Raw genomic sequence first — 13696 nt, 5'->3', positions numbered from 1 at the left:
GCGCAGGTGACGATCGCCCAGATTACTGGTCCAGATACCTCCTCCAGCGCGTATCGTGAAAATGGTGATCCTCATGGACTCACGCCTCCTATTGCCGCCTACATTCACCGGGAGCAACTCTATACATGCCAGGACGCTTCCAGAGAAAAACAGCCAATTCGGTAAGTTCACAAGCCCTAGCTGATTTTAAGGTCGGGGTGGATAACGTTATTTTTTCAGTGGATACCGCACAAAACCGGCTGTTGGTGCTACTGGTAATGCGGCAAGAGGAACCGTTTCTGGGGCAGTGGAGCTTTCCGGGAACGCTGGTGCGGCGGGGCGAATCTTTGGAAGATGCGGCGTATCGAATTTTGGCTGAGAAGATTCGCGTCAAAAATCTGTACCTAGAGCAGCTCTACACTTTTGGTGGTCCTAACCGTGATCCCCGTGAGTCTCCGGGCAGTTATGGCTCTCGCTATCTCTCGGTCAGCTATTTTGCCTTGGTGCGCTTCGCGGAAGCCGAACTCATTGCCGATCGCGTCAGCGGTATTGCCTGGTATCCGCTAGACCAAGTGCCTCAGCTCGCGTTTGACCACAACCAGATTTTGGAGTATGGGCACCGCCGCCTGCGAAACAAGCTGGAGTATAGCCCTGTTGCCTTTGAGGTGCTGCCGGAGCTGTTTACGCTCAGTGACTTGTATCAGCTTTACACGACGGTTTTAGGCGAAGGCTTTTCCGACTACTCAAATTTTCGATCGCGCCTGCTCAAGCTGGGCTTTCTCTCGGATACGGGGGTGAAAGTGTCCAGAGGAGCGGGACGACCCGCCTCGCTGTATCGCTTCGACGCTGAGGCGTTTGCGCCATTGAAAGATAAGCCGCTGGTGTTTATTTAGTAAGGCATGAGGGGATATAGCAGAATAAAGCAGAGATGAGGGTTCTCGTTTATGTCATTTGTGCCTCAGTTTGCTCCACTGTATCCGCTGATTTACCAAGCCCTGCATCCGCTGTTCCCCACTTGCCTTTGGGCAGGTAGCACTGCATCGCGAACGATCGCCCTCACATTTGATGATGGTCCTCATCCGCAGTACACGCCTCAACTGCTGGAGGTGTTAGACCACTACAACATTCCCGCCAGTTTCTTCTGGTTAGGGTTGTGCGTGGAACGAGCACCCACGATTGCCAGAGCCGTCTACGATCGCGGACACGGAATTGGAATTCATGGCTACGACCATCGTTTATTTACCTCACTGTCCGAACTGGAGTTGCGGCACACTCTAGAACAGACGCAGCGTGCGATCGCCCAAGCCTGCCGAGTTGAGTCAGACACTGTACGCGATGTCCGTCCGCCCTATGGGGTGTTCACGCCTCAAACCCTGAAGTTGCTACATCAGTGGCGCTACCGTCCAGTGATGTGGAGCGTAGTCCCAGAAGATTGGGTGCGTCCAGGTGTGGCAACGGTGATGCAGCGGGTGCTACAACAGGTGCGAAACGGCTCGCTCATTGTGCTACACGATGGGTACTCTGGTGGAGCCGATGTCGCAGAGACAACCGCACAGCTTGTGCCCTGTCTGCTGAAGCAGAACTACCGCTTTGTCAGCGTTAGCGAACTTTGGCAAACACACCGGGCTTCAGGGTAAGAGTTTAGTACAGTAATAAGAGAACCTCGATCGCTATCCAGCCAGTAGAGTCCTCAATAGCATTTGCTGATCGCTTATTCCCAGTTCTGAATAAAGACTAAGTTTGTCTGTTTAACCTCACAATTGGGTTAAACAATTCGCCAAGGAATGCACTTGCGCCACAAACTGTTCTGCAATTTCGCAAACTTTACTGTCTTAACTCTTCTGTCTATCCGTCTCCTACAGTCTCAAAAAACACAATTAGTTGAATAGTTTGATCTACTCTGACGCTACCTGTAGCTTTGAGAAGGTCTCAATTAAGAAAAAGGTTTCGGCCAAACTCTACACTGCTTTTCTAGGCAGCTATGGATAGCTTTTCTCGCAGCTTACCTTCGAGGCGATCAGGCACCAAGCGCAATTGTCTTAAATACGCATAGCTTATCTATACCTTCTTGCTAAATTAGAAATCACAATTTTCAGGCGAGATCGCTCATTCACAGGAGAAGAAAGCGCTTTGACCCTGCTTTAATTGGCGGAAACCCAGATCTGTAAGGGTTTTGCTGTTGAACGGTTTCTTACGATTTTGGCTGTATAAATGGCTGAGCTACCTCAGCTATTTGTCTAAGTCAATTGGATTTCTACCTTAAGTTACTTGGATTTAAAACCTAACTTTTATAAGTGTTTGTATCCAGATCTCGATAATCTAAGCTAACGTATCTATCAGAGGCAGGAGTTCACCTCTGCTACGACCTATGTAGCGGTAGCGCTGATTTTTAACTGTCTTCCAGCAAAAATGCCTTGATGCTGGATTGGTTTTATAAATTTGCTTGCCTTCTAGCTGCAAATTTGTTAAGCGTCCTAGTGATTCAATTCCACGATGCAAGTTGCCAACCGGGCGTTACCCTATGGACTTCTCAGTTTGTGATCAACAGAAAGCAAAAGGATGCAACTTTTGTCAGAAAAGTTACAATCAGAGGGGTCTGTAAAGATTTTGTTGTTCATCTAGAATAGTGCCTCTACCCAATGTCATGAATTTCGCTGTCATGAGTTGGTTCAAGAGTTACACTTTACAAATCAGCAGGTTTGGCTGCTAGTTTCATCCGGCATCTCGGTTGTTCAGCTAGCAGCTCAATTGATCATTTTCTGTAACTGTTTGCAGTTTGTTAGTTAAGGAGCATGAGGAACGCGGCATGACCCAGGCCAACGACGTACTCGAACTTGATCTGTTAACGGACGCCTCTGACGACCTACCAGAAGGTGAGTTAGGGATCTTCATTGATGAAGAGGACGATCGAGAAGAATCTTCGGACATTGTGAGTGAAGAGGAAGACGGTAAATCCGGCAAACGCTCTACCCGTCGTCGCACTCAAGTAAAGAAGAAGCATTACACCGAAGACTCTATTCGCCTATACCTGCAAGAAATTGGCCGCATTCGACTGCTGCGAGCCGACGAAGAAATTGAACTCGCTCGCAAAATTGCAGATTTGCTTGAATTAGAGCGGATTCGTGAAAGCTTGCAAGAGCAGCTAGACCGTGAGCCTCAAGACCGCGAGTGGGCAGAGAAAGTTAACATGACGCTTTCTGCCTTCCGTCATCGCCTTCATCTAGGTCGGCGGGCGAAAGACAAGATGGTGCAATCGAACCTGCGACTCGTCGTGTCGATCGCCAAGAAGTACATGAACCGGGGTCTGTCGTTCCAAGATTTGATTCAAGAAGGTAGTCTGGGCCTGATTCGAGCAGCCGAAAAGTTTGACCACGAGAAGGGCTATAAGTTCTCGACGTATGCAACCTGGTGGATTCGCCAAGCAATTACGCGAGCGATCGCTGACCAGTCCCGCACCATTCGCCTGCCCGTTCACCTCTACGAAACCATTTCACGGATTAAGAAAACAACGAAGCTTCTGTCTCAGGAAATGGGGCGCAAGCCAACTGAAGAAGAAATCGCCACCCGCATGGAGATGACGATCGAGAAGCTGCGCTTTATCGCTAAGTCAGCTCAGCTACCCATTTCACTGGAAACGCCGATCGGTAAAGAAGAAGACTCCCGACTGGGTGACTTTATTGAATCGGATGGTGAGACGCCGGAGGACCAAGTTTCTAAGAACTTGCTGCGTGAAGACTTAGAAAGCGTGCTTGACACCCTTAGCCCACGCGAACGTGACGTGCTGCGTTTGCGTTATGGACTGGACGATGGACGAATGAAAACGCTTGAAGAGATTGGGCAGATTTTCAACGTCACTCGTGAGCGAATTCGTCAGATTGAAGCAAAAGCGCTTCGCAAGCTGCGCCATCCAAATCGTAACAGCGTGCTGAAAGAGTACATCCGCTAGCATTGACAGTTGGGTTACGTTCTTTAAGAATGTTCTCACCTGCTGATGTTGAAATTGCCCCTGTAGAATGATGCTCTACAGGGGCTTTTGGTGGGTGAGTGGACAAGCAGCGCAGCAAACTGAAGCTCTTTCTTCTTCAAAACAGGGCAAAAGCCTTGACAAATAATTCTGTAAATAGTGACACAACTTCTCGAAATGCCCGTCACGGGGGCGATCCCCGTCCTCGGAAAGATGGGCATTTGAGTATCCATGGGCTATATTGTCAAAAGATTGAGCGAGGAAGTAGCGCCGCCGTAGAATTGTTAACTTCTGTTTAAGAGATAACCGTTCTGTATGGCTGGTCAGTTTAAAGTAGCTGTAGCGTGTTCTGTTTAACCGCTTGGTTGCAGAAGCTTCTGTTCCGTTCGATCGTGTGGGTAGCCTAATCTGAATCAATACGCAGCGATCGCGCTGTTGACACTTGATTCACAGCGGAGGAACCAGTTCCTAGGGGCGAATCTCAGACGGCTGAGAGAGACACCTTCCAGTCTTAGCCCGTCAGCTAACTCCGTCGGCAATGGGAGGAGTGCCCAAAACTATTGCTGTGTAAGCCATGGTTATTGGAGTCTCCTAGCAGATGCAAGTTGAATTAACTGTGTCTGTTGCCTAACCCACCTCTCACAAACCATACCCAGAGAGGTCCAAAGCCATGAATATTCTATCTACGCTGGCGCGTCTAGAAGATGCGCTAGGCTGCACAGATCTGACAAAACAAATGGTGTTGCTGCCGAAGCCCCCCAGTGCTGAGACGCAGGCAGCGCAGGTGATGAATTTAGTTGTCGGTTATAACGGCTCTCCAGGTAGCCAAACCGCGTTGGATTTGACGCTGTGGATTGCTCACCAAACTCGATTGGCGACGCGCAAGCAGGTCACTGTGCAAGTCGTCTATGTAGTCGATCTACAGAATGACTGCGGAACAGGCTCAGTTTTCTCAGGACCCACCTCGTCGCAAATTTCCCGCTATGGTCGCAAACGATCGCGATCGCAAGCTGCTGGACTGAAGCACGCTCCTGCTACCGCAGGCAGCGCAGTTCTCCTAGAGAAGCGCTCCGATGCCGCTGTGTCTGACTCCACACTACAGTCTTGTCAACTCAATCAATTTGAGCACGCCGATCGGATTCTTTGGCAGGCGCGAAACCTTGCTGATGAGTGGCGCGGTTCCTTGAAAACTCATTTGCGGTTTGGTTCTGTCGCCGAACAACTGCGACAGGTTGTTCAGGCGGAGTCAGCGGCAGTGCTGCTGCTGGGTTGTCATTCGGTAGACAATGCGATCGTGCAGCAGTTGAGTGGGCTTTCTTGTCCAGTCCTGGGGATTCCGGCTGCCCTGTAGAGGAGTAAGGCATGGGAAGCTTAAACTTAAATTTCCCGTGCCTTACTCGCTAATGTTTATCGTCCTTGTCATCATCGGGTTTGGCGAGCTCCACAGAGCTGCGAAACCAAAGTGGCTGCTGCGGCACACCGATCGCGATGCCTTCAGCATCCAGTGCCTGTTTTAGGCGACGGCGAAACTCTCGTGCTACGAGCCACTGCTTTAGCGGTAGGGTTTTAATCCAGACGCGAATGGTAATACCCGCGTTGTTAATTTCATCGATGCCCAGAACTTCAGGTGGTTCTGGAATACTTGGTTGCCAGCCTGAGTCCTGACACATGGCGTCTCCGACGCGTCGAATTACCTCGATCGCCTTGTCTACGTCGGCGTCATAGGCGATTGTAATGGCTAGATCAACCCGCGACCAATCTTTAGAAAGGTTTTCGACGATCGTAATTGCGCTGTTTGGAATCGTGATCAGTCGTCCTTCGGCATTGCGAAGCTGAGTGATGCGGAGGTTCAGCGATTCCACAAATCCAGACACTTTGCCGACCTGAATCACATCGCCAACCGCAAACTGATCCTCATAAAGAATCAGCATGCCGTTGATAACATCCTTGATTAGGTTTTGGGACGCGAAGGATACTGCCAGTCCCAGAATGCCTGCGCCCGCCAGCACCGGACCCAACTCAACTCCAAGCAGGGACAGCGCAGTCAGGACTGCCGTACCAACGCAGAGCACACCCACAACGCTACGGAGCACCCGCGAAAATGTGGAAACCCGTAGCGCTAGCCGCTGAGATGTATCTGACCCTAGCAGCTCCTGCGGCGTCAGCGCGCTAAAAAAGCGATCGATCAGCACATCGCTGATTCGAATCGCCAGATACGTTACTAGAACAATACCAAGCAGCTTTAGTGGACCGGAGAACAGGAACGGCTGGAGCGATCGCGTGTAGGGAAACAGTTCTAAAATCACAAAACTGCCGCCGCTCCAAATGCCTACCTGAAGCAACTGCGACAGTCGCCTTTGAACATCATTGACGTTGCGCTGCTGTCGCTGGCTCATCTGCTGCTGCACAGCTGTCATCACCATCGCATCGGATGCGTTCAATGTATTGGGTGAAACCGTTGGAGTTAACTGCTGCTGAATTTGCTCTTTTCGTAATTTAAGATGCTGCTGCACACGAGAAACCGTCCAGCTTGCCACGATCATCGCCAGCAGAATTTGTCCAGCTAGAATTGCCTGCCGAGTTAAGTACTCTGGCTGTCGCTCTTTGCGAGCAGTGATTAGGGCATCCCGAATAATTGGCACTAGTTCGTTTGCCCGTCGCTCTGGATCTTGTCCTTGCAGTTGAGCATCTAGTGCCGTCACCGTCATAAGGTAGCGATCGCCAATTGAGATAACTGGCTGATTACTCTGCGAGTCAACGGCGACTGTAACCTGTAAGTCGTTGGGGTTAACGGCGCTATTTGCCACTCGGTTCAAGGTGGTTTCAACCGTGCTCACGCGCTCTCGAATTGGCACCGTACCTGAGCTTTGGTTCGGCTGGGGACGCACCGCTGGGACCGCGATCACAAATAGCCGTCGCCCGTCGAGATGCACATCAGCCGTATTTGCGTTACTGACATCCGACGATGGGGAAACGGTCGGCACGATCGAGTTAGGTAGCGACAGCTTAGGTGTCGGAGTTTGTGCCGCTGCACCTGAAGTGATGAGCACAATGGCAATTACTGCCGCGATTGTGCTGTTGCCGATCGTGCTGTTACGTCGTCTACTAATACGCTGAAGCCTTGTAGATTTCTGCTTATACCCTGGAAATGGTAAAGGCGCTGCTTGATGAGCGATCGAAGTCCACAGCTTTAAAATTGCTTGGTAAATCGGCAACACGTTGAATCACTCCAACTTGCTGGTCAGTTTAAAAGATAGTATTTTTTCTAACGAAACTTTCTATTGAAGTAGATTGATTGCATTCCTGAATCCAATGCCAGAGTAAATCTAAAAACTCTAAAGCTGCTTTGTAATTTCTGTAGTTTCTCAGTATTAAAATCTCGGGAATCTATATTCACTTCCCTAAAAGCTGCTGTGTGCTTTTCACTCGGTTCACCTCCAATTATTTTCAATAAAAAGGCAGTCCGCTACCCGGTACGGACTGCCATTTCAAGATGATGATGAGCTTCTCAACCCTTATATTGCCTTAGTGACCTAAATTGTCCGTCTACCTAATGGCATATTCCAGCGAGCAATCTTTTCCGTCCCCACGCTCGTTTTTAGGACACTGGAGAAACCGTCACACTAAGCACGACGATTTGCCCCCTCCTTCGCGAAACTAATAACCAAGCGTTTAACTGTATATCTTTGCCTCACGGAGACTCGGCTGTGAGGCATTTTTATTGGAACTAAATCAGGCGAAAAATAAACGGATAGCGGAAGGGTTGATCAGGGTTTCCGAGGCAGTGTGAAATTGCCCAAACCGTTAACCCCCAGTGCAGCAGAAATCCTGCGGCAACGATTGGAAAAAGGACGACGCCAAGCAGTCCTAACGTAATAAACGACAGCACGCCAACAACTCCACCGATGATGGCTGCCCAGAACCAAACGTTGAAGTGAAAATTAATGGATTCTTTTGCGTTTTCTTTGACAACGGGGTCATCGGACAAGAATGAAACCGCGATCGGAACGCCAACAGATAGCAGTGTAGTGCTGAAGAAGATTGAGCCGTGCGCTATTGAGGATAGGAATTTGCGCTTGTCTGGATCAAAGGCTTTGGGCGTGTCTTGCATCTCTAAAATCTCCTGGATGGGCGCTTACTTCGCACTATACAGCGATTTCCTTTTGCTGGAGTTCCGGGAAACCTGAAATCTACAGCACGGATGACCGAACGCCTGCTAGCCCAGAGTTTTTGCTACCCTAGGTCTAAACCAACCGGAGGATGAGCGGGTAGCGGTAAGGCTGCTCTGGCTTCGTAATCGAGTGGACGATCGCCACAATTGGCATAATAATGCTGACGGCAAACAGAATAATCAGCAGCGGAATTCCGATCGCTACCAGCACTAGCAGCCCAAAGATGACGCCGTAAATGTAAAGATTGATGTGAAAATTGATCGATTCTCTAGCATTTTGTTTGATCACCGGATCGTCAGATACCAGCAGTATTGCGATCGGAATGCCAATTGAGACGATCGTCGAACTAAAGAAAATCGCTCCATGAGACAGAGCTGATAGCAGTTTGCGTCGATCTGAGTCTAACATTGCTGAAATCCTCTCCAGATTGGGAGTTCTGCTTCATTCTAGAAGTGGAGCGTGAGCGATTGTCGCTATCCTTAAAGTATTGCTATGTTCTGTCGGAGTCATCTCCATCCATGTCCATCGAAATCCAGACCGAGCTAGAGGCTGCTGTCGATCGTCGTCGAAACTTTGCCATCATCTCCCACCCGGACGCTGGGAAAACTACCCTGACGGAAAAGTTGCTGCTGTACGGAGGTGCCATTCACGAAGCCGGAGCCGTCAAAGCACGACGGGCGCAGCGCCACGCAACCTCAGACTGGATGGAGATGGAGCAGCAGCGGGGGATTTCAATTACCTCAACGGTATTGCAGTTCGACTACCACGGCTGTCAGGTAAACCTGCTAGACACACCGGGACACCAAGACTTTAGCGAAGACACCTATCGCACGCTTGCTGCCGCCGACAATGCCGTGATGCTGATTGACGCGGCAAAAGGTCTGGAGCCACAGACGCGAAAGCTGTTTGAGGTTTGTCGAATGCGCGGTCTGCCCATCTTTACCTTCGTAAACAAGCTCGATCGCCCCGGACGTGAGCCGCTAGAGCTACTAGACGAGATCGAGCAAGAGTTGGGCTTGCAGACCTATGCGGTCAATTTTCCGATTGGCATGGGCGATCGCTTCAAGGGCGTGTATGACCGCCGCCGCCAGCAGGTGCACTTGTTTGAGCGTAGCGCTCATGGCAGACGCGAGGCGATCGACACCGTTGTGGATTTGGGCGACCCGCGCATCGAAGACCTGCTGGAGCAGGAATTGTTCTACCAGTTCAAAGACGAGTTAGAGCTACTAGAAGGATTAGGACCCGAACTGGATTTGGATCTGGTGCATCAGGGCAAAATGACGCCCGTGTTTTTTGGCAGCGCCATGACCAATTTCGGCGTCGAACTCTTCCTCAATGCCTTTTTGGACTATGCCCTCAAACCGGGAACGCACGAGAGCACACGAGGCGAAATTGCGCCGACCTATCCCGAATTCTCTGGGTTTGTGTTCAAGCTCCAAGCAAACATGGACCCGAAGCACCGCGATCGCGTTGCCTTTGTTCGCGTTTGCTCTGGCAAATTCGAGAAAGACATGACCGTGCAGCACGCCCGCACCGGAAAGGTCGTGCGTTTGTCGCGCCCCCAGAAGCTGTTTGCCCAAGACCGCGAAGTGATCGAAGAGGCGTATCCCGGCGACGTGATCGGTTTGAACAATCCGGGAGTCTTCGCGATCGGTGACACCATCTACATCGGTCCAAAGCTGGAATATGCAGGTATTCCCTGTTTTTCCCCAGAGCTGTTTGCCTACCTGAAAAACCCGAACCCATCGAAGTTTAAGCAGTTTCGCAAAGGTGTGTCGGAGCTACAGGAAGAAGGCGCGGTGCAGATTATGTACTCTGCTGATGAGGCAAAGCGCGACCCGATTCTGGCAGCGGTGGGACAACTTCAGTTTGAGGTGGTACAGTTCCGGATGCAGAGCGAATATGGCGTAGAAACCCTGCTGGAGCCGCTTCCCTACAGCGTTGCTCGCTGGGCTGAAGACGGTTGGGAAGCACTCGAGAAAGTTGGTCGCTTGTTTAACACGGTTACGGTGAAAGACCTCTGGGGTCGCCCAGTGCTGCTATTCCGCAACGAGTGGAATTTAAACCAGGTACAGGCGGACCACCCAGATTTGAAACTGAGTTCGATCGCGCCCGTACTTTCCGGCACAGCTCCCAGCACTAGCAGTTAGTGATTATGCAACCTCAGATACCTGACTCAGTTGATATCTGGCAACTCAAGCCTTGGTGGTGTCAGCCTTGGTCGATCGTCCTAACAGGCACTGGCTTGATTCTAGGCAGTTGGCTACTCATCCACACGGTGTGGGTGACGCTTCTGGTTGCGATTCCCGTTCTAATCTGGATGAACTATTTTGTGTTGGTCTACCCAAAACTAATCGCTCAAAGCATTGCAGCCCAGCTCAAAATTGAGGAACGAGAGGACGAAACCAATCTTTAACGGCTGCTAGCTACTCCTATCCGCACAATTTCTGAGAAAGCCACTGCCCTATGAAGGATTCTTCATCTTCAAGGGTATTCTAGAAAAGCTGTGAGCTAGGAGAACAGCCATGCCTCCTGTTCCGGGATCGTCATCTACCCCGAACCCTCAGACTACTGCTGACCTCGAAGCCGGACTTGCCGCTGTCAAACAAGGCGACTACGTACGGGCGATCGAACTGCTAGAAGCCGCACCATCCGGTCACCCACTGTACACGCGCGTCCAGATGGGCTTAGCTGTAGCGTATGCCAAAAGCGGCGAACCTCTGCAAGCCTTGACGCTCTGCCAGTCCCTTGTAGAAAGCGACGCGCCCCAAGTCCGCGAATGGGCAATGCGTACTCAGTCCAGCCTGGTCAAGCGCTATCCCGACCTTTCACGTGAGCTTCACACCTCCACACCGCAACCCCGCCTAGAAATGGGTAGCGACACAATTCCTGATCTGACTGGCTTCATGCCATTCACTGATTCTCCTGCATCCCAAGCGATCGACACCACAGGCTTTGCTCCGCTCCCAGAGCCTCTACAGGCCAATGGTGTCCGAAGGGTAGACGAGATAACTGAGGTGGCGGAGAAAGCCTCGATTCCCCAGCCACCCTCTCCTTCACCCCCTCCCTCTGCTCCTCATTCCTGGCAACACGCGGGACGATTGCCGCGTGGGCAATCTCTTGGCAAGCTCAATCTTGCGCCGCTGCTGCTGGCTCAGGTAGGGACTGCGATCGTCCTCTTTTGGATGGTGCAGCAGATTCTGTATCGCAGCAATTTGATGTTCCGCCACAGTTGGAATTTAATCCCGTTTGTGTTCGATCTGCGGGTGCTGATTCCGCCACCTGTGTGGTCGATCGTCATTTTGCTAGGAGTTTTGTTTGTCGGGTCACGCTGGCTGCTGGATGGCCTGCTAATGGCGCTGTATGGACTGGAGCCGCTGTCGCTCAGCAAGCTAGGGACCTACAGTCCAGAAACGACAAAATCTCTCTCAGTCTTCTGCCGCCAGCGCAAAATTCCGCTGCCTGCACTCGGCGTCTTGCCGATTGCAGCACCTGTCTCCTTCAGCTACGGCGTCATTCCACATGTTACGCGAGTAGTTGTTAGTCAGGGCTTGCTAGAGCAGCTTGCCGATGACGAAATTGCTGCGGTCTACGCCAGCGAGATTGGACAGATTTCTGGTTGGACGGTGCCGCTGATGTCCCTGGCGACGATCGCCATGCAGATTCCGTACACGCTCTACTGGCAACTGTCGGAGTTGGGCAACCGTCAGGCGAGTATTCCCCTGATTCGCTCGGCGATCGCGCTGGTTGCGTCGGTGTTCTACGGCATCTACGCGCTGATTCGCTGGACGGCTCTGTGGCTATCGCGGCAGCGGGTGTATTTTAGCGATCGGGCGGCGACTGAACTCACGGGAAATCCTAACGGCTTGACTCGTGCGTTAGTAAAGAGTGCGATCGGCATCGCAAAGGACGTGCAGCAGCAGCGACAGACGCGCTATCTGCTGGAAGGCTTCGATCTGCTGATGCCACTGGGACATCGCATGGCAACGACGCTGGGCATCCTTGCCGCTCATACTGCATTGGAACCATTACTGGAATGGGACCGCAGCAGCCCCTATCGCCACTGGCTATCGCTCAACAACTCGCATCCGCCTACGGGCGATCGCCTAAACCTGCTTACCCTGTATGCCCGCCACTGGAAGCTTGATGCCGAGCTAAGTTTTGCCTCCAGCGGGCGATCGCTCAATCGAGCACCCGCTCAGGCACTCACGTCGCGCCAGTGGCGGACCCTGCTGCTTCAAGGCGCGCCCTTTGTTGGATTGGGCGTAGGGCTTCTGCTGGTTGGGCTGCTGTCGCTGGCGGGCTGGATTGGATTACGAACGGACATCGACTTCTTAGCCTGGATGTATCGAGATGTGTCAATTTCTAGAGCCTTGCCCGTCATCGGTTTCAGCATTGGCACGCTGATTCGCCTGAATGCCTACTTTCCCAACATTCAGCCGTCTAGTTCCGCCGATGCCGTCTCGCCTACTCTGCCAGAGCTGCTGAAAACCCCAACCGCAACGCCGATCGCTAGCTCATCGATTCAGCTACAGGGAACGCTGTTGGGTCGCGCTGGATTAAGCAGCGTCCTCAGTCAAGATCTGCTACTGCAAACCGCTGCCGGAATCATTCGACTGCACTGCGTGTCGCCGTGGGGACCGATCGGCAACCTACTGCCCCAGCCGACGCCGTTCACGGCTCTGATTGGTCAGGAAGTCACGGTAACTGGCTGGTTCCGACGGGGCGCGACGCCCTGGATTGATGTAGAAACGCTGCGGACTTCCGGCGGTCGCACTCATCGCAGTCAGCACCCGGTCTGGTCTACCGTTTTTGCGGTACTCGCGGCGCTGTGGGGTGCCTACACGATCGCCCGTGGCGGAATCTACTATTGAGTGCCAGCAGATAGAATGGTTTTAGTCGCATTTGGTTTAGTGCACCTATCGAAACGATTTACGGCAACCTGCAAGGGTTAAAAACCAGCCAGATTAAGCAGCTACAGCGGCTTTATCACCAGCGATTACCAGGCGATCGATTGGCAACCTCGGAATTCGCTCAGCGCCTTGCCGCCATTAGCACCGACTTAAACCAGCCCGTGTGTGTCTACGTCAACCGTCGCGGTCAGGTGATTCGAGTCGGCGTGGGAACGCCACGTCAGACCCAGATTCCCCCGCTGGAACTGCCCCGCTACGGTGCCGAACGGCTCAGCGGCATTCGCTGTATCGCAACGCAGCTAAAGCTCGACCCGCCGAGCGAATCGACCCTGACAGCAATGGCAATTCAGCGCTTGGATGCGCTCGTGGCGCTGACGCTAACGGGTGGTGGATTTGAGCGGCGCGGCGGTGGCGCAACGGGCTATGTTAAGGAAACGTATCTGGCGCATCTGGTGCCTCATCCCGAAACCGCGTGGACGGTTTCACCGCCGCTGAGTTTGGATGTGGTGACGAATCAGGACTTTTCCAGCCTGGTTGAAGGGCTAGAGGAAGAGTTCCGTCGCGAGTATACCGCTCGGCAGGTCGATCGCGCCCAAGACCAAGTGTTGATTGTGGGACTGATGACCGACAACACAACTGCAGCACGGTTTCAAAGCGATTTGGCGGAG

10 protein-coding genes, 1 pseudogene and 1 riboswitch are annotated in these 13696 nt (G+C 52.1%); of the genes and pseudogenes, 8 read left to right on the top strand and 3 right to left on the bottom strand.

All coding sequences use genetic code 11. The annotated features are described in order from the left end of the window. Window positions 1-125: 125 nt before the first annotated feature. The 4 genes from H6F43_RS08210 (at window position 126) to H6F43_RS08195 (ending at window position 5294) form a co-directional block, all read left to right on the top strand. The gene (locus tag H6F43_RS08210) at window positions 126-872 is read left to right on the top strand and encodes an NUDIX domain-containing protein (protein ID WP_190342311.1); all 747 of its coding nucleotides are present in this window, start codon (window positions 126-128) and stop codon (window positions 870-872) included. Between the two features lie 51 nt (window positions 873-923). Next, a complete protein-coding gene (locus tag H6F43_RS08205) occupies window positions 924-1616 on the top strand; it encodes a polysaccharide deacetylase family protein (RefSeq protein ID WP_190342310.1) in 693 nt (230 codons plus the stop codon). 1169 nt (window positions 1617-2785) lie between these two features. Next, complete coding sequence (gene rpoD, locus H6F43_RS08200; RefSeq protein ID WP_190342309.1) at window positions 2786-3925, top strand: RNA polymerase sigma factor RpoD; 1140 nt, start codon at window positions 2786-2788, stop codon at window positions 3923-3925. A gap of 441 nt (window positions 3926-4366) precedes the next feature. Then, window positions 4367-4493: riboswitch (cyclic di-AMP (ydaO/yuaA leader) on the top strand. A gap of 120 nt (window positions 4494-4613) precedes the next feature. Next, entirely contained in the window at window positions 4614-5294 is a 681-nt protein-coding gene (locus H6F43_RS08195; protein ID WP_190342308.1) for a universal stress protein, read from the top strand. Window positions 5295-5343: 49 nt separating this feature from the next. Here the strand turns inward: H6F43_RS08195 and H6F43_RS08190 are convergent, their stop codons facing one another. The 3 genes from H6F43_RS08190 to H6F43_RS08180 form a co-directional block, all read right to left on the bottom strand. Then, on the bottom strand, window positions 5344-7161 hold the full coding sequence (locus tag H6F43_RS08190; protein WP_190342307.1) for a mechanosensitive ion channel family protein: 1818 nt from the start codon (window positions 7159-7161) through the stop codon (window positions 5344-5346). 509 nt (window positions 7162-7670) lie between these two features. Then, window positions 7671-8054 (bottom strand): DUF4870 domain-containing protein, encoded by a 384-nt coding sequence (locus tag H6F43_RS08185; RefSeq protein WP_190342306.1) that lies wholly within the window; start codon window positions 8052-8054, stop codon window positions 7671-7673. A gap of 133 nt (window positions 8055-8187) precedes the next feature. Continuing rightward, window positions 8188-8523, bottom strand: a complete 336-nt coding sequence (locus tag H6F43_RS08180; protein ID WP_190342305.1) for a DUF4870 domain-containing protein — start codon at window positions 8521-8523, stop codon at window positions 8188-8190. A 110-nt stretch (window positions 8524-8633) separates the two neighbouring features. On the opposite strand from H6F43_RS08180, the gene prfC reads away from it, so the two are divergent. From prfC to H6F43_RS08160, 4 genes and pseudogenes are all read left to right on the top strand, one after another. Continuing rightward, window positions 8634-10265 carry a peptide chain release factor 3 gene (prfC, locus tag H6F43_RS08175; RefSeq protein ID WP_190342304.1) on the top strand — a complete coding sequence of 544 codons (1632 nt, stop codon included), beginning with the start codon at window positions 8634-8636 and terminating at the stop codon, window positions 10263-10265. Window positions 10266-10270: 5 nt separating this feature from the next. Further along, on the top strand, window positions 10271-10531 hold the full coding sequence (locus tag H6F43_RS08170; RefSeq protein ID WP_190342303.1) for a DUF6737 family protein: 261 nt from the start codon (window positions 10271-10273) through the stop codon (window positions 10529-10531). A gap of 109 nt (window positions 10532-10640) precedes the next feature. Then, window positions 10641-12989 (top strand): M48 family metalloprotease, encoded by a 2349-nt coding sequence (locus H6F43_RS08165; protein WP_190342302.1) that lies wholly within the window; start codon window positions 10641-10643, stop codon window positions 12987-12989. Window positions 12990-13036: 47 nt separating this feature from the next. After that, window positions 13037-13696: pseudogene (locus tag H6F43_RS08160) on the top strand (GTPase HflX); the annotation flags it as partial.

The organism is Leptolyngbya sp. FACHB-36, from assembly GCF_014695955.1.
Taxonomy (GTDB): domain Bacteria; phylum Cyanobacteriota; class Cyanobacteriia; order Leptolyngbyales; family Leptolyngbyaceae; genus FACHB-36.
This window is presented reverse-complemented; position numbering and strand designations above follow the sequence as displayed.